This is a genomic window from Polynucleobacter sp. AP-Ainpum-60-G11, assembly GCF_018688375.1.
GTDB lineage: Bacteria > Pseudomonadota > Gammaproteobacteria > Burkholderiales > Burkholderiaceae > Polynucleobacter.
This window is the reverse complement of sequence record NZ_CP061318.1, coordinates 682,010-701,835: the sequence shown is the minus strand read 5'-3', so window position 1 is coordinate 701,835 and position 19,826 is coordinate 682,010. Positions and strand designations below refer to the sequence as shown.

At 46.4% G+C, this 19,826-nt stretch carries 20 protein-coding genes and 2 tRNA genes; 9 read left to right on the top strand and 13 right to left on the bottom strand.

What is annotated here, in order from left to right; genetic code table 11:
- Positions 1-191 precede the first annotated feature (191 nt).
- The 6 genes from FD971_RS03645 to acs all read right to left on the bottom strand — a co-directional run bounded on the left by FD971_RS03645 (position 192) and on the right by acs (position 6,209).
- Positions 192-416, bottom strand: a complete 225-nt coding sequence (locus FD971_RS03645; protein WP_215334744.1) for a hypothetical protein — start codon at positions 414-416, stop codon at positions 192-194.
- Between the two features lie 9 nt (positions 417-425).
- Positions 426-2,834, bottom strand: coding sequence for a DUF748 domain-containing protein (locus tag FD971_RS03640; RefSeq protein WP_251368673.1), 2,409 nt, complete (start codon positions 2,832-2,834; stop codon positions 426-428).
- A gap of 40 nt (positions 2,835-2,874) precedes the next feature.
- Positions 2,875-3,180, bottom strand: coding sequence for a YciI family protein (locus FD971_RS03635; protein ID WP_215334743.1), 306 nt, complete (start codon positions 3,178-3,180; stop codon positions 2,875-2,877).
- Positions 3,181-3,278: 98 nt separating this feature from the next.
- Entirely contained in the window at positions 3,279-3,851 is a 573-nt protein-coding gene (locus FD971_RS03630; RefSeq protein WP_215334742.1) for a phasin family protein, read from the bottom strand.
- 233 nt (positions 3,852-4,084) lie between these two features.
- Positions 4,085-4,175, bottom strand: a tRNA-Ser gene (locus FD971_RS03625).
- A gap of 60 nt (positions 4,176-4,235) precedes the next feature.
- Positions 4,236-6,209: an acetate--CoA ligase gene (acs, locus tag FD971_RS03620; protein WP_215334741.1), complete on the bottom strand. Its 1,974-nt coding sequence runs from the start codon at positions 6,207-6,209 to the stop codon at positions 4,236-4,238.
- A gap of 166 nt (positions 6,210-6,375) precedes the next feature.
- On the opposite strand from acs, the gene FD971_RS03615 reads away from it, so the two are divergent.
- The 5 genes from FD971_RS03615 to FD971_RS03595 are packed head-to-tail and all read left to right on the top strand — an operon-like array spanning position 6,376 to position 10,553.
- On the top strand, positions 6,376-7,899 hold the full coding sequence (locus FD971_RS03615; protein WP_215334740.1) for a fumarate hydratase: 1,524 nt from the start codon (positions 6,376-6,378) through the stop codon (positions 7,897-7,899).
- Between the two features lie 42 nt (positions 7,900-7,941).
- Complete coding sequence (murI, locus tag FD971_RS03610; RefSeq protein WP_215334739.1) at positions 7,942-8,745, top strand: glutamate racemase; 804 nt, start codon at positions 7,942-7,944, stop codon at positions 8,743-8,745.
- The gene (locus FD971_RS03605) at positions 8,745-9,440 is read left to right on the top strand and encodes an energy transducer TonB (RefSeq protein WP_215334738.1); all 696 of its coding nucleotides are present in this window, start codon (positions 8,745-8,747) and stop codon (positions 9,438-9,440) included. Before murI ends, FD971_RS03605 begins: the two co-directional genes overlap by 1 nt.
- Positions 9,441-9,444: 4 nt before the next feature.
- Complete coding sequence (locus FD971_RS03600) at positions 9,445-10,137, top strand: MotA/TolQ/ExbB proton channel family protein (protein WP_215334737.1); 693 nt, start codon at positions 9,445-9,447, stop codon at positions 10,135-10,137.
- Positions 10,138-10,139: 2 nt separating this feature from the next.
- Positions 10,140-10,553, top strand: coding sequence for a biopolymer transporter ExbD (locus tag FD971_RS03595; RefSeq protein ID WP_215334736.1), 414 nt, complete (start codon positions 10,140-10,142; stop codon positions 10,551-10,553).
- Here the strand turns inward: FD971_RS03595 and FD971_RS03590 are convergent.
- Together FD971_RS03590 and FD971_RS03585 are read right to left on the bottom strand one after the other, a co-directional pair.
- Positions 10,550-10,996: a hypothetical protein gene (locus FD971_RS03590; RefSeq protein ID WP_251368672.1), complete on the bottom strand. Its 447-nt coding sequence runs from the start codon at positions 10,994-10,996 to the stop codon at positions 10,550-10,552. The two genes, FD971_RS03595 and FD971_RS03590, sit on opposite strands and share 4 nt — an antisense overlap.
- Before the next feature lie 21 nt (positions 10,997-11,017).
- Positions 11,018-11,106, bottom strand: a tRNA-Leu gene (locus tag FD971_RS03585).
- A gap of 133 nt (positions 11,107-11,239) precedes the next feature.
- Here FD971_RS03585 and FD971_RS03580 point away from each other — a divergent pair.
- From FD971_RS03580 to purU, 4 genes are all read left to right on the top strand, one after another.
- A complete protein-coding gene (locus FD971_RS03580) occupies positions 11,240-13,705 on the top strand; it encodes a penicillin acylase family protein (RefSeq protein WP_215334735.1) in 2,466 nt (821 codons plus the stop codon).
- Positions 13,706-13,774: 69 nt separating this feature from the next.
- Complete coding sequence (locus FD971_RS03575) at positions 13,775-14,185, top strand: surface-adhesin E family protein (RefSeq protein WP_215334734.1); 411 nt, start codon at positions 13,775-13,777, stop codon at positions 14,183-14,185.
- A 10-nt stretch (positions 14,186-14,195) separates the two neighbouring features.
- Positions 14,196-14,597, top strand: coding sequence for a hypothetical protein (locus FD971_RS03570; protein WP_215334733.1), 402 nt, complete (start codon positions 14,196-14,198; stop codon positions 14,595-14,597).
- Between the two features lie 48 nt (positions 14,598-14,645).
- On the top strand, positions 14,646-15,500 hold the full coding sequence (gene purU / locus FD971_RS03565; RefSeq protein ID WP_215334732.1) for a formyltetrahydrofolate deformylase: 855 nt from the start codon (positions 14,646-14,648) through the stop codon (positions 15,498-15,500).
- 8 nt (positions 15,501-15,508) lie between these two features.
- Here the strand turns inward: purU and soxA are convergent, their stop codons facing one another.
- The 5 genes from soxA to FD971_RS03540 all read right to left on the bottom strand — a co-directional run bounded on the left by soxA (position 15,509) and on the right by FD971_RS03540 (position 19,817).
- The gene (gene soxA / locus FD971_RS03560; RefSeq protein WP_251368703.1) at positions 15,509-16,237 is read right to left on the bottom strand and encodes a sulfur oxidation c-type cytochrome SoxA; all 729 of its coding nucleotides are present in this window, start codon (positions 16,235-16,237) and stop codon (positions 15,509-15,511) included.
- A gap of 53 nt (positions 16,238-16,290) precedes the next feature.
- A complete protein-coding gene (locus tag FD971_RS03555; protein WP_215334730.1) occupies positions 16,291-16,620 on the bottom strand; it encodes a thiosulfate oxidation carrier complex protein SoxZ in 330 nt (109 codons plus the stop codon).
- Complete coding sequence (locus FD971_RS03550; RefSeq protein ID WP_215334729.1) at positions 16,617-17,102, bottom strand: SoxY-related AACIE arm protein; 486 nt, start codon at positions 17,100-17,102, stop codon at positions 16,617-16,619. Before FD971_RS03550 ends, FD971_RS03555 begins: the two co-directional genes overlap by 4 nt.
- Before the next feature lie 24 nt (positions 17,103-17,126).
- A complete protein-coding gene (gene soxX / locus FD971_RS03545; RefSeq protein WP_251368671.1) occupies positions 17,127-17,432 on the bottom strand; it encodes a sulfur oxidation c-type cytochrome SoxX in 306 nt (101 codons plus the stop codon).
- A gap of 159 nt (positions 17,433-17,591) precedes the next feature.
- The gene (locus tag FD971_RS03540) at positions 17,592-19,817 is read right to left on the bottom strand and encodes a xanthine dehydrogenase family protein molybdopterin-binding subunit (RefSeq protein ID WP_215334727.1); all 2,226 of its coding nucleotides are present in this window, start codon (positions 19,815-19,817) and stop codon (positions 17,592-17,594) included.
- Positions 19,818-19,826 lie beyond the last annotated feature (9 nt).

Below are 19,826 nucleotides of genomic sequence, written 5' to 3'. Positions count from 1 at the left end.
TCTAATTTCTAGTCGCAATAATGATGCTGTTTTTATATATCCAAGGCCCTGCATGAGAATGCCTGAAATAGCGTGCGGTGAATGATTGCGCTATATATAGGAAATTCCCAAAATCTCGTTCGATTTTGGGTTATTTCCACACTCAAGTCCTTGACGGAGCTCAAGTGAATTTATTAAGGGTAAACCCTAGATTAAATGACTGATGGTGAAGGCTTATCGCCAGGAGGAAGGGAGTAGTCCAACTTACGCTCATAGACACGCGCCTTAAAGCAATCGTTGTAACCTTTGCTACCTATTTGCCAACCAATGGAAGTGCAGTCATCTTGAGCGGCAGACTCAATAGAGCCGCATCCAGTTAATGAGATGGCGGTAACGGTAGCAAGAATGGCTAAAGGGCGCAATGTAGTTGAATTCATACCTCAAGTCTACTTGATTCTGAGCTCAACTTCGAGAGGAATGCCATCCCTCCCCGCGCTAACAATTTTGACCTCGCCCAAACCAATACGATCGTTGAGGTCGGGATTGCCTTTCACCATGAGACTTTTCGCCAGCTTAGCTCGCTTGGTGGCCAAACCCTTTAAATCCTCATCCGTTACAGGAATGCTAGCGATGAGCTCTGTGTGCAGTTGCTCATTACGTACCTCACCATCTGGCAGAGTAATTAAACGCTGACCCAATTTGATCCTACCGAGATATTGAGCGTAAACCGACTTCAAGCCAGACTGCACTCTTACATCAGAGAAATCAGGCGCAGGGATTGCGTCACCAGGAGAAATAGGGATTCCAGCCGCTTTAAGAATTGCAAAATTTGCGGTAGCCCGCGCAAAAGCGGCTTTGTCTGCCTCGAGATCATAAGTTCCTGCGAGCTCTAGAGTTGCATGAGGTTTTTTAGCCAGAAAATCACCAAACTTTTCTAAGCGATCTTGATCTGGCGGCAAAAATACCGCTTCACCTTGAACCGCATTAACACCATCATTGGCACCCATCCCTAAGAGCGCGCCCAAGGCTCTAAATGGTGCGGTGGCAACATTGGTAAGCACATTGCTAATTGCCTGCCATACCAAACCACTTGCACTGAATTCTGGTGAATCTACGTTTCCAGCAATATTGATCGTGATATCAATCGTATCGTCAGAATCTTCAAGCAAAGCAATTGCTAAACCCAGAGGTAGTTTTTTGCCCTGAAAATCAGCCACCTCTTCTCCAAGCTGGATCTTCTTGATAACAATTTGGTTGCTACCCTTTAGTTCAGCATCCTTTGCGCTGTAATGCAAATTCAAATTCACTCTACCGCTAGTAATTTGATAGCCAGCAAAGGTCATGACTGCAGGATTAAATGCATTTAGCGGAACATTTTTAAAGCTCAGAGTGAGGTCGTTGTTACGACGTGGGTCATCAAATGCAATCCGACCATGACCCCGCATTGATCCAGATCCAGCTAAGACCCCATTTACAGCCATCGACGCCAAATGATTGGGAAGGTTGCTGACGTTTGCAAAATTGGCATTGAAGCCCCTCAAATTGATTTTGAGATTAGGCTTCATAGCTAGATCAGCAAATTGCATTTCACCTTCACTCAGTCTGAATGTCTTGATATCAAGAGCGAAAGATGATTTTTCTTTTACCGCTAAAGGCGACTTCTCTACCTCAGGGCTCTCTGTGATTGGCTTAGCAAATAAGCGCCTGAAGTTGGAGAAGCCTTTTTCATCAATTTCAAACTGGAGCATCGGCTCTCTTATTGACAGCTCATTAATTGAAAGACTAGATCCAGAGGCTTTGGAACTTCGATAAGTAAATTGATTAATATCCCCCGACTTCCACTTCACCAGCGATTGTTTTTGTCCCTGCTCTAGCAAATCAACATCCAGCAAGTGCAAGTATCCAGATATCGTTAGTTCATCACCCTTCAAACTAACCTCTAATTCAGATTGAATCACTCCGCCCTGAGCTTGCAGGTCTTTATTGGCCGGCAGCAATCCAATAAAAGGTGTGATCGAGAGATTTTCTACCTGCACCTTACCGACGATTGATTTATCAGCCTTTAAGTCCCAGCGGGAATGAATGCGCCCATGATCAATCTCTAAATCAATCTGAGCTCCGATCGCATCTGGCGAAGGATTATCCAACGCCCCTTTGATGGCAACGCGCCCAAAAGAGATCTTCTTATTCAGGCCAGGCAAAGTAAAACTCAGAGCGCCGAGGTTTAAGCCATACTCACCACGAACCCCATTCACATCGCCCTGTTTATCGTAGTTTGCGATGTCACGTAACTCTATAGAAAACGACTTGAATCGCTCATGCACATTGGAATTGGAATCCGATACTTCGAATGAGCCGTTCGAGACCATGAATTCATCAACTGAAATTTTGAGATTCTTTTTAGGTGCAGTTGGATCTGCTGTTGGTAAATTGCGTGTAATAGCAGTAATGAATTCTTGCCAATTCCATTGAGATGAATTGCCTTTAGTGCCTCGCTTCTCAAGCAGCATGCTGGGTTCAGCAAAAAGAATCTCATCAAATCCCGCCTCACCAATCACGAGGCGGGACCACTTCAGCATGAGCACTGATTTTTTGATCCCAAGTAACTGCCTCCGCTGTCCATCTACTATCTGTAAACCGTCAATCTCAATGCGTAATCGCAATGGTGAAATACTGAGATCTTGATAGCCAATTTCATAACCGATCTTTTTGCTGTAAGACTCAGTCGCACTCCTGATGGCGCCTGGGACCCAAAGATGGCAAGCGACCCAGAATAAAAATATCAACGCACCCATCGCTCCAGCAATGCGGAGTAAGCAAATGCGTATTGTTAAAAACCGGGGGGACATCATCATTGCAATCGCCTAGATCTCAAGAGTAAATACCAAATTGTATTTAGACTGCCGGCGGGAATCCCACCTTTTGCGTCCATCCATTATTAAATGCATGAATGACTGGTTTTTCGTAGACACCTGCTTTAGTGAAGGGCTCATTTGCCAACCAGGCCTCAACGTCTGCCTTACTCGGAAAATCCATCACCAACAAACTACCAACCGTGGTCTTGCCATCTTCCGATGTTAATGGGCCAGCAAAAGCCATCTTGTCGGCCAGCTGACCTAAATAGGCGCGATGCTCTGGTCGCACTTGGATGCGTAACTCTGCAGTACCAGGACGATCCATTAAAAGGATTGCAAAGATCATGTGTTTCTCCATTCTTGATTGAGTACAGTGATCTTACGGCAAGTAGAAATAGAAAAACCGCCCGAAGGCGGTTTCTCGTGCAAAGCTTTTAAAACGAATTAAGCAGCTTTACGGCTTTTAGCAGCTGGCTTAGCTACAGCGTATTGGCCTTGCATGTTAGCCAATGCAGCGTCAACACTTTTCTCAAAGTTTGCGAAAGCGTCAGTTGCTGAAGCGCGAACTTGGTCAAACTGTTGGAGTGAAGTTTCAAATGCAGTTTTGAATGCAGAAACAAATGCCTCAGAACCAGCAGGAGCTGTCTTAGTAGCTTCTTTAACAAACTTAACCATGTCAGCACGTGCGTCATCAATAGAAGCTTCAACTACTTGAGCAACTTCTTTGTTACCGTTACGTACAACTTTGTTTACTTTAGCTTGGTAAGCAGCAGCGTACTTAGCAGCTTCTTGTGCAGTTTCTGGCTGAGCCAATTTTGCTAACTGTTGTGCATCTTTGATTGCCAACAATTGTGCGCTTGCATCTTGAGCAACAACTAAAGCATCTTTAGCAGCAGCTTGGTTGATTTCGGCTAATTCTTTTGCGCTTTCAACAGCTACTTGAGCCAAGTACTTAGCGTTTTCAACAGCTTTAGCTTGAGCTTGTGAGAGTTGGTCGTTTAATTGATTCTGGAACATGATTTTTTCCTAACTTTTTAAATTGATAAAATTTATTGCGATGCACCATTGTAAAAAGTTTTTTATTGCACTGCAAGAATTATTTGCGGCAATGCAACAAAAATATCAAAAACCCCATTTTTTGATTAAAAACAGGGGGTTGAAGACTTAAATAAATGAATAAGTGCTGCAGATTTAGGGCCAAAATCAGAAAAAAGCAATGAAAAAACCACCCGAAGGTGGTTTCAAACTACTGGCGGAAGAGGCGGGATTCGAACCCGCGGTAGGCTATTAACCTACGCACGCTTTCCAGGCGTGTGACTTAAACCGCTCATCCACCCTTCCGTACAGCCATTGATTATACGTTTGCCGGAAGGGTTTGCCTCTAAAAGCATGCTGAGTTGCTTAAACAGACTCTTTGAGCTGCTCCAAAATTGCTGGATTCTCGAGGGTTGAAGTATCTTGAGTAACCTCTTCACCTTTAGCAATCACTCGCAGCAAGCGACGCATGATCTTGCCAGAACGGGTCTTAGGTAAGTTATCACCAAAGCGTACGTCCTTAGGTTTAGCAATCGGTCCAATCTCTTTACCTACCCAGTTACGCAACTCGGTCGCGATCTTCTTGGCTTCATCACCTGTTGGGCGACCGCCTTTGAGCACCACGAATACACAAATTGCTTCACCAGTCATGTCATCAGGACGACCAACTACCGCAGCTTCAGCAACCAATGGGTTAGCAACCAAGCAAGATTCGATTTCCATCGTGCCCATGCGATGACCAGAAACGTTCAACACGTCATCGATACGACCAGTAATCGTGAAGTAACCAGTTTCTTTATTGCGGATTGCGCCGTCACCGGCTAGATACAAGGTGCCGCCCAACTCTTCTGGGAAATACGACTTCACGAAACGATCCGGATCATTCCAGATTGTACGAATCATGGAAGGCCAAGGACGCTTAACAACCAAGATGCCGCCTTGACCATTCGGAACATCTACACCAGCCTCATCCACAATCGCCGCCTGAATACCTGGCAATGGCAATGTGCAAGAACCCGGGATCATCGGAGTCGCACCTGGTAATGGTGAAATCATATGGCCACCAGTTTCGGTTTGCCAGAAGGTATCTGCGATTGGGCAACGTGAGCCACCCACATTCTCGTAGTACCACATCCATGCTTCTGGATTAATTGGCTCACCTACAGAACCCAAGAGACGCAATGAAGATAAGTCATAGCTCTTTGGATGCACTGCTGGATCATTGCTAGATGCCTTAATCAATGAGCGAATTGCAGTTGGAGCTGTATAGAAAATTGTTGCTTTGTGTTTTTGGATCATGTCCCAGAAACGTCCAGCATTCGGATAAGTTGGAACACCTTCAAATACGATCTCAGTAGCGCCAACTGCGAGTGGGCCATAAGTAATATAGGAGTGACCTGTTACCCAGCCGATGTCAGCAGTACACCAGAAGACATCATTTGGCTTAATGTCAAAGGTCCACTTCATTGTGAGAATCGCCCACAAGAGGTAGCCACCTGTAGAGTGCTGCACACCCTTTGGTTTACCTGTTGAACCTGATGTATAAAGAATAAACAGTGGATGCTCAGCGCTAACCCACTCTGGCTCGCAAGTAGTGGATTCATTAGCAACAATCTCTTGCATCCAAACATCACGACCCGCTGTCATGGTGATATCACTGCCAGTACGCTTGTTTACGATGACATGCTTAACCTTGCCGCACTCGCCTGTTGAGAGTGCCTCATCACAAATGGCTTTTAAGGGCAATGACTTGCCGCCACGGAATTGTCCATCAGCAGTAATCACTGCAACTGCACCTACGTCAATAATGCGGTCACGCAAGGCTTGAGCAGAGAATCCGCCAAACACTACAGAGTGGATTGCGCCGATACGGGCACAAGCCTGCATCGCAACAATGCCTTCGATAGTCATTGCCATATAAATAATGACGCTATCACCAGACTTGATGCCCATTTTGCGAAGTGCATTTGCCATTTTGCAAACGCGATCCAACAAATCTTGGTAAGTTACATTGGTAACTGAACCATCATCAGCTTCAAAAATAATCGCAGTCTTATTACCAAGACCATTTTCAACTTGGCGATCTAAACAGTTGTACGAAGCATTGGTTGTGCCATCCTCAAACCACTTGTAGAAAGGCGCTTTGGATTCATCAAGAACTTTAGTAAAAGGCTTTTTCCAGAAAATGTTTTCTTTTGCAAGACGACCCCAGAAACCGTCATAATCACTATTAGCTTCAGCACAAAGCTTGTTGTAAGCTTCCATTCCAGGAATGGCGGCAGATTTAACAAAGTCTGCTGGTGGGTTAAATACGCGGTTTTCTTGCATCAATGGTTCCATACTTCACAGCCCTTCTATTCAATAATCAGTCGTCTTTTTCCGCAAAAAAAGCGCAGAGTTAGGGGAATACACCCCCAAGAGCTAATAAGATAAGTGAAAACACGCTGGATTTGCTCTATGGCAAACCCTTAAAATAGAAGAAACCTTATAAATTAAGCCTAAAACCATGACAAATATCAAACAAAACGACCTCATTCAAAGCGTTGCAGACGCATTCCAGTTCATTTCTTACTATCACCCAAAGGACTTCATCTCCGCCATGGGTAAGGCTTATGAGTTAGAGCAAGGAGCTGCAGCTAAGGATGCAATCGCTCAGATCTTGACCAATAGTCGGATGTGCGCAGAAGGTCATCGCCCCCTTTGCCAAGACACTGGTATCGCAGTCGTTTTCCTCAAAATTGGCATGAATGTCCAATGGGGTGACGCCACCATGAGCGTTACTGAGATGGTGAATGAGGGTGTGCGTCGGGCTTATATGAACCCAGACAACCCATTGCGCGCCTCAGTTTTGACGGATCCCGCTGGTAAACGTAAAAATTCAGGGGATAACACCCCTGCTGTCGTTCATTACGAAATCGTCCCAGGCGATGATGTTGAGGTGATTTGCGCCGCCAAAGGTGGTGGCTCCGAAAACAAAGCCAAGATGGTCATGCTTAACCCCTCCGACTCCATCGTGGACTGGGTGCTCAAGACTGTTCCAACCATGGGTGCAGGCTGGTGTCCTCCTGGCATCCTGGGTATTGGTATTGGCGGTACCCCAGAAAAAGCCATGTTGATGGCCAAGGAATCACTGATGGGTCCAGTAGATATTCAAGAATTGATCGCACGCGGCGCCAAGACTCGAGCCGAAGAACTACGCTTAGAGCTATATGAGAAGGTCAATAAGCTCGGTATTGGTGCACAAGGCCTCGGTGGTTTAGCTACTGTCCTCGATATCAAGATCATGGAATACCCAACACATGCTGCTTCCTTGCCGGTGGCGATGATCCCGAACTGTGCCGCGACCCGTCACGTACATTTCCACCTGCATGGCGATGGCCCGGCGATCTTAGAAAAGCCTTCCTTATCTGACTGGCCAGATGTGACCTGGACTCCAGACACCAAAAAATCCAAGCGTGTGAACTTGGATACCTTGACTGCCGAAGAAGTGGCCGGCTGGAAAGAAGGTGAAACACTCCTCCTCAATGGCAAAATTTTGACTGGTCGTGATGCTGCTCATAAGCGCATTCAGGACATGCTTGCTAAGGGTGAAGAATTGCCCGTCAGCTTTAAGAACCGAGTGATCTATTACGTTGGTCCAGTTGATCCAGTGGGCAACGAAGCCGTTGGTCCAGCCGGCCCGACTACATCCACCCGCATGGATAAATTCACTGAGATGATGCTTGCGAAAACAGGCTTAATCTCCATGATTGGTAAAGCAGAACGGGGTCCAACTGCAATCGAAGCAATTAAGAAACACAAGTCCGCCTATCTCATGGCAGTTGGTGGCGCTGCTTACTTAGTTTCTAAAGCGATTCAGACAGCAAAGGTAGTTGGCTTTGCTGACCTAGGTATGGAAGCCATTTATGAGTTCGATGTCAAAGATATGCCGGTGACGGTAGCCGTGAGCTCTGCAGGTATCTCTATGCATGAGACCGGCCCGAAAGAATGGCAAGCAAAGATTGGCGGAATTCCAGTCAAGATTGCTTAAGTCGTTTATTTCATTGGCTAGCGTTAGTTAAGCGAACTTTACTTGGCACTCATCGGAGTTTTTGATTCTGGGGTTGGAGGCTTATCCATTTTGGATGAGGCTCTGCGCCAGCTTCCCGAGCATGACTATATTTATTTAGCAGACTCCATTAATGCGCCCTATGGAGAAAAGTCTAGCGAGTGGATTGCCTCTCGCAGCATGGAGCTCTGTCAATACTTAGCAGCTCAAGGTTGTGATGCAATTATGGTGGCATGCAATACAGCAACAGCTGAAGCCATAGCGCATATTCGCAATGAACTTAGCCATATTCCGATCATCGGCGTAGAGCCAGGAATTAAACCAGCCGCAATGCAGTCCGAAAATGGCGTAGTTGGCGTTCTTGCTACGGAAGCCACCCTGAAGAGTGATAAATTTAGCGCCCTACTAGCCACCCTTCCCAACTGTCAATTCATTAAACAAGCTGGCGCGGGCTTGGTTCCCCTAATTGAAGCAGGCCAAGCTAACGGTGAAGCAACATTGGAGCTGCTTGCTGAACATCTTGAGCCGATTCAGGATGCTGGGGCAGATACCCTGGTCTTAGGTTGCACACACTACCCCTTCTTACGAAAAGCGATACGTAAATTGCTAGGGGATTCGATCAATTTGATAGACACCAGTGATGCGGTAGTGCGCCAACTCAAAAGAAGGTTGGAGGCACAAGGCACCCATTTGGCCGATGGTAAATGTGGCTCTATTCGATTTATCAGCAGTAAAGATGCAGAACTCTTACATCACATGGCGCAAGAGCTCATGCAGTCCGACTTAGATGAGCACGCTATTGAGTCTCAATTGGTGAGCACTTTTTAATGGGCACTTTCTTAAATCAATTGAACTCCCGAATACCATTCGAGAAAACCGATCGCATCATCATTGGCATTGTTATTGCCCTTCACCTGCTTTTTTTAATCGGCTTTCAAAGTGGTATGAAGCCGGACACTGATAACAATTTAGATGATGCGCGAGTAATGGCCAATCTCGTGAGCCCAGAGGCGGCTAAACAGCCCCAGGCCGCTCCAGCTGCGCCCCCACCAAAACCTAAACAAGAGCAAAAGAAGAAAACGGTGGATGAGAAATCCACGCAAGCACCAACTCCACCACAAACTCAGCAGCAGGCTCCCACCCCTCCCACACCTCAGCAATCTAAAAGTGAGTCACAGGCTCCGAATGCCACCGTTGCACCAGCAACCACCTCTGGATCGAGCGGCACACCCATTCAGACTGACATTGGTAAACTGGTTGTCGTCTATCAGCCTGACGCAGATGCCTACTACCCTTCTTTTTCGAAGAGATCAGGCGAGCAAGGTGAAGTAGTAGTTCGATTGATCATTGATGAGTCGGGTAGTGTTGAGGATGTTGCTTTATTACGCTCAAGCTCCTTTCCAAGATTGGATCGAGCAGCAACTGAGATCGGTCGTCGTTATCGCTTTAAACCATTTGTAGTAAATGGCTCGCCCCAAAGAATTTCTACCAACCTTTTAATTAAATTTAATTTAAAGAATTAATATTATGAACACACCATTTGGCTTAGCAAATCTCTGGCTCGAGGGCGATGCAATTACTCGCTTTGTGGCGATTGCACTGCTCATTTGCTCGATTGTGACCTGGGTAATTTTGCTATCCCGCTTTTGGGACTTACGCAATCTGCGAAAACTGAAGCCTGAGCTCGAGCAATTTTGGCGTGCCACTTCATATGACCAAGGTCTCAGTGCATTCACTAGCCACGCCAGCAATCCTTATTACCAGATTGCCAAAGCTGCTAGTGGCGCCTCTACCCACCATCAAAGCCAATCAACTAATCATCGCGAACTCCTGCAAACATTGAATTACTCTGAGTGGATGGCAAGAAGCTTAAAGAACAGTATTGATGGCATTGCTGCCCAGCTTCAAAAAGGCCTTACCTTTTTAGGCTCAACCGGAGCAACTGCACCATTTATTGGATTGTTCGGAACCGTGTGGGGCATTTATCACGCCTTGATTGCAATCAGCAGTTCGGGTAGCGCGCAAATTGATCAAGTTGCCGGCCCTATTGGTGAAGCACTCATCATGACTGCCCTGGGTTTAGCGGTGGCGATCCCAGCCGTGCTGGGCTTTAATGCAATTAATCGCGCCAATAAATTATTGCTTGCCGATCTAAATCGTTTTGGCAATGACCTTCTTGCTTACTTTGTGACTGGCGCCCGCGTGAAGTCCGGAGAATAAATATGTCCTTTAATCTTCAGAACGATCAAGAGGAAAGCGGCATCATGGCCGAAATCAACATGACACCAATGGTGGACGTCATGTTGGTGCTCTTAATTATTTTCATCATTACTTTGCCAGTGATTCAGCAGGCGGTTAAGGTTGAGCTACCCAAAGCAAATAGCGTACGTAACGAAGTAAAGCCAGAATCAGTACAACTCTCGATTGATGCTAAAGGTCAAATATTTTGGAATAGCACGCCGATTGATTTGAAGACGTTTGATGGCTATGCTGAAAAAGCCGCTCAAAAAGAACCGCAACCTGAAATCAATTTGCGCGCAGATAAATCTGTGAAGTATGAATACGTTGCTCAAGTCCTAGCTGCATCACGTCGAGCAGGTTTAACAAAGTTGGGGTTTGTAACAGAGCCTAACTAAGGTTTTTTAGTAGTTGTGCATTGCTCTTGGTAGGTCTTCGTACCCTCTCCTAGCGATGCCGAGAGAATTCCGCCTTTGATGGTCTCCGATTTTCTGAGCTGACCAGTGGCGCGATTGATCGCAATCACCGTGATTACCGTACCCGCTCCATACTGCACACCATCAAAACTCTCTGGTAGGAAATATGCGTCTATAGAAACCAAGACTGTAGATTCGGTGATTAAAACGCCTTTAACGGCTTGCCTGCCTAACTCATTAGACTGATCCAAATCTCGATCATCAACAAAGGCTTTAGCCTTCTGATTTTTTGAAGCGGGAATAACTTTGAATTCGTAGGTTTCGGTGTAATTCTTTTCCGAACGCTCGCAAACAAAACTCAAGGGTTCTGCAGCCAAACCGGGGGCAGCAAATAAAAAGAAGAAAAGGAAATGGAGATATTTCAAGGATGCCTGAAATCAATCGATTGGTGCCCGAGGCCGGAATCGAACCGGCACGACTTTTTTGAGTCGGCAGATTTTAAATCTGCTGTGTCTACCGATTTCACCACTCGGGCTCGCACGAGCAATAAAGCCGTACTAAATAAATCAAGACAAACAAAATTTTAGCATGCGAGACCTATCCCAGACGGGAAGCCTGTTTTCATCAAGCTTAGGCTCTTGCGCCGGCAAACCCACTAAACTATTCCCATGAAAATATCCACAGCAAATCCAGGTCTTAAAACCCTATTTAGAGCCGTCTTTTGGCTAAGCTTAGTGGCTTTTGTCTTCATTGCTGGAGTAAGCCTATTTTATTTGCTCTCGGCTCAAACCAATCCTTCTGGCAAGCGAATTATCAAAACTTTGGGGGATTCTGTCTCGATCACTTTTGATGAGAGCGATATTCCCCACATTCAGGCAAAAACCTCTACTGATGCACTCTTTGCCTTAGGCTATTTACATGCCAGCGAACGCTCCTGGCAAATGGAAATTAATCGCCGACTATCAAGTGGTCGCCTCTCTGAAATTCTTGGAAAAGAAACCTTGGCAATCGATCGATTTATTCGGACGCTGGGCATTAAGAATGCCGCTGAGAAACAGTTTGATCGCTACCCCATTGCTACCAAGCGCTTGCTGCAATCCTATGCAGATGGGGTCAATGCCGGCAACAATCACCTTGGGTGGGCGCTTCCAGTTGAATACTTTTTAACTGGATCCAAACCAGGTCATTGGTCACCCACCGATAGCGTAGCGTGGATGTTGATGATGGCACTCGATCTGGGTGGTAATTGGCATAAAGAATTGCAACGTCTAGAGCTCTCCCAGTTTTTAACTACGAAGCAAGTATGGGAAGTCATGCCGGCATATACGCCAGATGAGCCAGTGAGCAATGTTGACTTTGCCAAAATGTATCAAGACATTAAGGTTTTTAATCCCAATCCACTGACACGAGATCAAAAGTCCAAGAAGCTACCAGCCACTGAATTGACTATTAACGAAGTTCCAGGTGGAAAGGACGGCATTGGTTCCAATAACTGGGCTCTGAACGGCAAGCTGACCGCATCCGGAAAACCTCTGCTGGCCAACGACCCTCATCTAGGCTTATCGGCACCTGCAATTTGGTACATGGCTCATTTGGAGGCTCCAGGTCTGAATGTCATTGGCGCAACCCTTCCTGGCATTCCGGCTGTGGTGTTGGGCAGAACTGATAAGTTCGTATGGAGCTTTACCAATACCGGCCCAGATGTACAAGATTTGTATATAGAAGAGTTAGATGCAAAAAACCCCGGTCTATATCGGGGCCCAGAAGGTCCACTCCCCTTTAAAGTTCGCCAAGAAATGATCGATATCAAAGGCGAGCTTCCTCTTCGCTTTTTGGTCAAAGAGACTCGGCATGGCCCAGTGATTTCTGAATCTTATGCACGAGCCAAACGGGCAATAGATACTGATCGATTTGTCCTGGCTTTGCGCTGGACTGCGCTGGATGTTGAAAACCAATCCGTTGCCGGCTTACTGGATATGAATCACGCCAAGGACTTGGATACATTCAAGCAAGCACTCCGCAAAAACTACGCGCCAATGCAAAACGTAGTGATGGCTGATATCGATGGCAATATTTCTTTTCAGGTGGCAGGTGTTGCACCCAAGCGTACTTTGCATCATGGGCTATATGGGGTAGCACCAGCACTGGGCTGGGAGAAGCAATATGACTGGACTGGATACGTTCCCTTTGACCAGTTACCTAGCAGCAATAACCCAGACACAAATTGGCTTGCCACTGCTAATCAAAAAATATTAGCCCACAATGATCCAAATCCACTCACTGGTGACTGGGATCTACCAACTCGCTACGACAGAATTGTGGAGTTAATTAAAGGCAAATCAGTACATGACTTTGCTTCCATGAAGTCCATGCAAGCAGATACCCTCTCTTTGGGTGCAACGCCATTATTGGAATTATTTAAGTCGGTTCAATCAACCCACCCTCTGGCGCAAGAAGCTATTGAACTCAGCAAAAACTTTGATGGCGATATGAAAATCGACAGCGCTAGCGCCCTGATTTTTAATGCTTGGGCTGATCAGTTGTCTCGCAAACTATTTTCACGTTTGGGTTATTTGTTTACAGAAAATTATGGTGCACGTAGCTTTAGGCATCCACTGATATTGCAAATACAAAATCCCAATAGCCCTTGGTGTAACGACCCCCAAACTGAACAGATCGAAAGTTGTGCCGATGCCTCCAATGCTGCATTTGGTAAAGCCCTGGAGCAGCTGAGCGGGCAGTTTGGTAACAATCCTAAAAATTGGGCTTGGGGTAATGCGCACATTGCAGTTTCAGAGCATCGTCCTTTGAGCAAGGTCCCGCTACTGGGAAGTTTCTTCAACCTAACGCAAGCTTTTCCTGGAGATAGCTTTAGTGTCAATGTGGGACGCCTTGAACTTCTCAGGGCAGACAATCCTTTTGAAACCAAGCAGGCTCCCAGCCTTCGCACGATCTACGACCTGTCTGATTTAGATCAATCCCTATTTATCAATCAAACTGGACAATCTGGCTGGGTACAGAACAAGCTCTACCGCAATATGAGCGCGCTTTGGGCTCGTAATGAATACCTCCCCTTGCAAATGAAACCCCAAAAGACTAGTCGACAGCTGGATCTGAATATTAAGGAAAAATGAGCTCGGGGAGTTTAGAATAAGCTTTACAGGTCCAGCTCGGGCTTAACCTTTTTAATGACAACGCCATTGATGATGAAAAAAATACACGCACTTACCCTCTTTGCTTCACTTTCCTTATTGCCCTTCTCCAGCAGTTTCGCTGAGTGGAAAGAATTGGGATCGAATGCAGTGATGGTGGTTTATGTTGACCTAGATACCGTCAGTACTTCTGGCGAAAAAGCGCAAATCATGTCGATGCTAGATTTTAAAAAGCCTGGGGCTAATCCAAAAACAAAACAGCCCGTTAGCTCAATCATCGGTATTAATGAATACAACTGCCCAGCCCTTAGCTATCGTCCAATCGAATACAAAGAGTTTGCTGGAAATAAAGGTAGCGGTAAGGTAGTTTCAGATAACAAAACTCCAGACAGTGAGTTTGAACCCGTTATAAGCGAGTCTTGGACAGCAGGAGTATTTAACGTTGTCTGCCAGCGTAAATAAAAACCAGATCTTGAATACCCGCCTAAGCAGACCAAACCCATCGGGCTGGTCTGCTTTTTGTTTTTATTTAATCGTCACCCTTGGGGGTGTCACTCTTTGCCTGAATATAACGGGCTGCGCAGCGCCATTATTAGCCCTGGGCAGCTCAGCAACGAGCGTGGCGAGCTCTGCGGGCACTGCCGCTGTATCAGTGGCAGCCGCCAACCCCTCAACTGCTGCCAGCGCCGTCTCTACGGTAACCACCGGAAAATCACCCTTAGAGCATGCCGCCTCAGCGGCAACCAAGCAAGATTGTAATTTTCTAAATGCCCTAGGACCAAAGCCCATTTGTAGCGATATTCCGGTTCCCACAATCAAAGATATGAGCGAGCCCTATTTTGGTCCGGCAGATAGCCTGCCCACTAACAAATAAGCAGTCTAAAATTAAGCCTTATCAGCAATCTTTACCTCGATCGAAGCCATGACTACAGAAAATTACTACCTCACTCTGACCTGCCCTAACCGACCAGGCATTGTTGCCGCCGTCTCAACTTATATCTTTGAATTGGGTGGCGATATTGAGGAAGCTCAGCAGTTTGATGACAAAGCCTCTAAACGCTTCTTTATGCGTGTGAGCTTTAGCTGCGGTGCTGATAGCAAAACATTAAAAGCGGGCTTTGTAGAAATTGCTAAGCGCTTTGATCTTACCTGGGACTTGCGTGCAGTCAAGGATCTCAAACGTGTCTTGATCATGGCATCAAAGCTAGATCATTGCCTGGTAGATCTTCTCTATCGCTGGCGTATTGGTGAATTGCCAATGATTATTTGCGGGATCGTTTCCAATCATCCACGTGAGGTCTACTCCAGCATTGATTTTGCCGATATACCCTTCTATCACCTGCCAGTAACACCAGAAACCAAACCAGCTCAAGAGGCTAAGCTTTTAGAGATTGTGGCCGATTCAAAAGTAGATATGGTCATATTGGCGCGCTACATGCAAATTCTGTCAGATGATTTATCTACCAAGTTATCTGGTCGCTGTATTAACGTTCACCATTCATTCTTACCAAGCTTCAAAGGTGCTAAGCCATACCATCAAGCCCATGCACGCGGTATTAAATTAATTGGTGCTACAGCACACTTCGTGACCAGCGATTTGGATGAGGGTCCAATCATTGAACAAGACGTGACTCGGGTAACTCACGGTGATACACCAGAAGACTTGGTGCGCAAGGGTAGAGATTTAGAGCGCACCGTGCTCTCACGTGCATTGCGCTACTACTTGCATGACCGTGTTTTGATTAATGGCGCAACTTCTGTAGTCTTCTCAGACTAAGCTGTATCTCAAGGGCGGACCCCTGGAGTTTCTAGGGGCATTCCTCTTGCCCTCCACATCAGAAATAACTCTAGCTGAGCCATTTCTAAAGAACCGTAATCAAACTGCTGAGCACGCACTCCGCTCATACAGTTACGCAGGCGTCTTTGCAGAGAGCCCATTGTCTGCCATTCAATTCGGTAAATTGGGTAGGCTGTAGGGTGGCCTTGCGGAATGAGACTTCCACCCAACTTTAATCCTGCGCGATCTTGATGACATTGAGCGCAGGACAAATTGAGTTGACCCATTCGTTGATTAAAAAACTGTCGGCCTTGTTGTAAATCTTTTTTATTTTGTGCCGTTTCTTGAATTGCAATCGGCAGCCCCTTAGATTGGGTTGCTACAAATGTCGTTAGGGCCAGAAGTTCCTTGCTTTCATAAGCAAGTGTTGAAGCATCCTGCTTTGATGTTCGGCAATGATTAATTTGCCCTTCCAGGGTCTGCAACTTTCCTTTTTGGACCTTAGGAAAGCGTGTTGCTACACCAGCCATCTTCTGCCCACTTTCACCATGACAGGATGCACAAGAGACATTCTTTTTACCTGCGCTTTCCTTCCAAAGGCTATGGCCATCCATTACCCAGAACAAGGCGGGATTGAGATTAGGATCATCTTGCATAGCTTGATTCTCAGGGGTCATCAACTGATAACTTGATTGCCTAGCATCCTTTGAAACCTCAAGCGCTAGAGAGGGATTCACTCCCAAGAGGACTATCCATGCCGCCAATAAGCGGCAGCAGAAAACCAGCAGGTTCACGAGACAGTAATTTGAGCTTGATTTACTGCCTCATAACCGCCGTCACCTACCCACTTAAAGACGAGTGTGCCAGAGGCTACTGCCACAGTAGTGAAGATGATCAGGGGGTTTGCTCCAATGCCTGGATAAAAATCCGCTCTGAATACTTCTTCGCCATTGTATTGGCAGGTAAAGAGACGAATGATGTCGCGAGGAATGCGTCTACCATCCTCTGAATATCGATAGCCTGTCTCCATATCATGCTGAGCGATTGCCCTAATCTCAATAATGGAATCTTTTTTTGCCTGAGTTGGCATGGTGATGCCTGTTCGAGAGGTCTTGCTCATATCATCTCCGTACAAGCAGAGAGAGTAACTAAGGTATCGGCATAGCCTTGCCAAAAACTACCATCACTCATTTGCGCGATGGCCCATACCCGTTGTGAGTCAGCCAATCTCACGCGGGTAGTTAATTCAGCGCGACCGGAGCGGGGTGTGAAATACGCAGCAAAGATATTGGGGAGTGGATTTCCTTCGGCAATCACATGCACTGCTTTGACATAGTCATTTGCCGTCATGAGACTCTCTACTGAGAGCTTCAAAACTACCAAATTACCGCTCTCTACTAAAGGCGGGATAACCAACTTGACACGACCGTCACGGATAGTATTTGAGCCGACAATCTTGGCGATAGCATCCATAGCCTCTGACTTTTTGGCTACCGTCAAACTCGGAACTATCCAACCAGATATACCCAGAAGACCAAGCGCAGACAAATACATGCGCCGGCTTAACTTAGTGGTTTTTGAACTCTGATTTAACTCAGTCATAGTAATTTTTTAATCTACGATTCATTATTGAGGGGGTTTAGCTTGAAGGCTCACCAGAAAAGCCACAACATCTTCTATCTCTTGACCAGAGAGAATGGTTTGATCGGCAAACTTAGAAGCTACACGATTCAAACCTGAGGTACGGTAATACGCTGGCATGATGCTTGCTGGATTAAAGCGGTTTGAGTCTACTAATCGCGCCCGTAATTGAGCCGGAGTGGAGTGAGCAACGCTGACACTCAAGTCTGGCGCCAGATTGCCCTGAAAGCGCTCCTCAGGAAATGGCCCGCTATGGCATAGCAAACATAAACCAACTTGACGGCTAGCCACAATGATTCGCCCCCTCCCTACATCTCCAGGGGAAGAAGAAAGGGGATTCACAATCGAATCCCCTACCCAGGTTTGAGAATGCACCAAACAAGGCAGGAACAGAGTCGAGATTCCTAGCAATAATGGCGCTAGTATTCGCCTCATTCCTGCTTGCCTCACTTATACCAACTTTATGCCACTATTTTTCAATGGAACGGTGCGCAAACGCTTACCTGTAGCACGGTAGATTGCATTAAGAACAGCAGGCGCTGCAACTGCAATCGTTGGTTCACCAACACCACCCCAGTCTTTACCACCACCTTGAATGATGATGGTCTCTACCTTAGGCATTTGAGATAAACGAATGGAGTTGAAGGTATCAAAGTTCTTCTGCACAACCGCGCCCTTCTCAATCGTAATTTCCTCTTCAAAGAGAGCGGACAATCCGTATACAAATGAACCTGAAACCTGACGAGCAACTTGCGCTGGGTTCACAACATAACCTGGATCCGTTGCGGCCACAATGCGATGAATTTTCACCTCATTACCATTGGTGACGGAGAGCTCACAAGCAGCAGCAACATAACTACCGAATGAGCGCATCTGAGCCACACCACGGAATACACCTGGCTTTGCAGGTTTCGTCCAACCAATGCCATCTGCTACCGCATTGAGAACAGCCACCGCACGTGGATATTTCTCCATATGCTTACGACGGAACTCCACCGCATCTACACCTGTTGCTTCCGCCATCTCATCCATAAAGGTTTCAATAAAAATGGCATTTTGATTAACGTTCACGCCACGCCAGAAACCTGGGGGTACATGGGTGTTACGCATTGCATGATCAATCATCAAATTTGGGAAGCTATAGGTAATGCCATGTTCACCAGCAGCATCTAAACCTTGGAATACCACTGGATCCTTTCCTTTATTTGCAGCAACGACCGCTGGACGCACAGTTGCCAAAATAGATTGGCCAGATAAGCGGATATTCAGGCCGGTGATATTTTTCTTATCGTCAATAGCCGCAGTCATCTTGCACATCATGACCGGGTGATAGCGACCTTGGGTCATATCTTCTGCACGAGTCCAAATCAATTTAATTGGAGTGCCTGGCATTTGCTTAGCAATGTTGACCGCTTGGGTTGTGTAGTCCTGAAATGCTCCACGACGCCCAAATCCACCGCCAAGATTTACTTTGTAGGCATTGCACTTTTCAGCTGGCAAGCCAGAGGCCGCAATAACAGCTGCAAGAGTGGCTTCACCATCTTGCGTCGGAACCCAAGCTTCACAAGAATCTGGCGTCCACTTTGCAGTCGCAGTTTGTGGCTCCAAAGTTGCATGATTCAAGAATGGATAGAAGTAGGTTGCCTCAATAGTTTTGGCGGCTTTGCTAATCGCTTCTTTAGCATCGCCATTCGAGTTACCTACAAATGTATCGCTCGCAGTAAGGCCCTCTTCTAGCATCTTCTTAATCGAAGCACTAGAAACCTCGCCATTGGCGCCGTTATCCCAAATGATGCTGACAGCATCCAGACCCATCTTGGCTTGCCAGAATGTGTCCGCTACGACTGCAACAGCCGAGTCACCCACTTGCACTACTTTCTTTACACCTTTCATACTGGAGGCTTTAGTAGCGTCGTAGCTCTTCACTTTGCCACCAAATACTGGGCTCTCCTGAATAGTTGCAACTAGCATGCCAGGCATCTTTAAGTCGATAGCGTAAACCTGCTTACCAGTGACCTTATCAGCAGTGCCATCGATACGGTTTACTGACTTACCAATCAAAGTCCACTCTTTAGGATCTTTGAGAGTGATTTCTTTTGGTACATCCAACTGAGATGCAGCTACAGACACTTTTCCAAAGGTAGTTTTGCGACCAGATGGGGTGTGTGTAATGACGCTGTTCTTAGCAACGCACTCAGATGCTGGAACATTCCATTGGTTCGCAGCGGCCTGAACCAGCATGATGCGAGCAGCTGCACCGCCCTTGCGAACATATTGCTCAGAAGTACGAATACCACGGCTACCGCCAGTGGAGTAGCTTCCCCACGCTTGCTTACGTTTCAGACTTTCTGCTGGAGATGGATATTCGTAAGTAACTTTTTTCCAATCACATTGCAATTCTTCGGCAACCATCTGCGCTAAACCGGTAATCGTTCCCTGACCCATCTCAGAGCGCACGATACGCACAACGATGTCATCGCTTGGCTTCACTACTACCCAAACACCAATCTCTGGGGTAGCGAGGGGTGTCATGGAGGTAGTGCCTGTTCCCATTGCCGCATTGGCTGATGAGATGAAAGAGAAATCAAAGCCGATTGCTAACCCAGTCGCAATAGCGCTTGAGCCAACAATAAAGTGGCGACGTGAAGTATTGGTAGTTGTTATATTTTTAGTCATGATCGCTCC

Excerpts from the sequence above, each read along its gene's own strand:
- FD971_RS03645 (WP_215334744.1), bottom strand. The coding sequence starts at position 416 with ATGAATTCAACTACATTGCGCCCTTTAGCCATTCTTGCTACCGTTACC.
- FD971_RS03640 (WP_251368673.1), bottom strand. The coding sequence starts at position 2,834 with ATGATGATGTCCCCCCGGTTTTTAACAATACGCATTTGCTTACTCCGC.
- FD971_RS03635 (WP_215334743.1), bottom strand. The coding sequence starts at position 3,180 with ATGATCTTTGCAATCCTTTTAATGGATCGTCCTGGTACTGCAGAGTTA.
- FD971_RS03630 (WP_215334742.1), bottom strand. The coding sequence starts at position 3,851 with ATGTTCCAGAATCAATTAAACGACCAACTCTCACAAGCTCAAGCTAAA.
- acs (WP_215334741.1), bottom strand. The coding sequence starts at position 6,209 with ATGGAACCATTGATGCAAGAAAACCGCGTATTTAACCCACCAGCAGAC.
- FD971_RS03615 (WP_215334740.1), top strand. The coding sequence starts at position 6,376 with ATGACAAATATCAAACAAAACGACCTCATTCAAAGCGTTGCAGACGCA.
- FD971_RS03605 (WP_215334738.1), top strand. The coding sequence starts at position 8,745 with ATGGGCACTTTCTTAAATCAATTGAACTCCCGAATACCATTCGAGAAA.
- FD971_RS03600 (WP_215334737.1), top strand. The coding sequence starts at position 9,445 with ATGAACACACCATTTGGCTTAGCAAATCTCTGGCTCGAGGGCGATGCA.
- FD971_RS03595 (WP_215334736.1), top strand. The coding sequence starts at position 10,140 with ATGTCCTTTAATCTTCAGAACGATCAAGAGGAAAGCGGCATCATGGCC.
- FD971_RS03580 (WP_215334735.1), top strand. The coding sequence starts at position 11,240 with ATGAAAATATCCACAGCAAATCCAGGTCTTAAAACCCTATTTAGAGCC.
- FD971_RS03575 (WP_215334734.1), top strand. The coding sequence starts at position 13,775 with ATGATGAAAAAAATACACGCACTTACCCTCTTTGCTTCACTTTCCTTA.
- purU (WP_215334732.1), top strand. The coding sequence starts at position 14,646 with ATGACTACAGAAAATTACTACCTCACTCTGACCTGCCCTAACCGACCA.
- FD971_RS03555 (WP_215334730.1), bottom strand. The coding sequence starts at position 16,620 with ATGAGCAAGACCTCTCGAACAGGCATCACCATGCCAACTCAGGCAAAA.
- FD971_RS03550 (WP_215334729.1), bottom strand. The coding sequence starts at position 17,102 with ATGACTGAGTTAAATCAGAGTTCAAAAACCACTAAGTTAAGCCGGCGC.
- FD971_RS03540 (WP_215334727.1), bottom strand. The coding sequence starts at position 19,817 with ATGACTAAAAATATAACAACTACCAATACTTCACGTCGCCACTTTATT.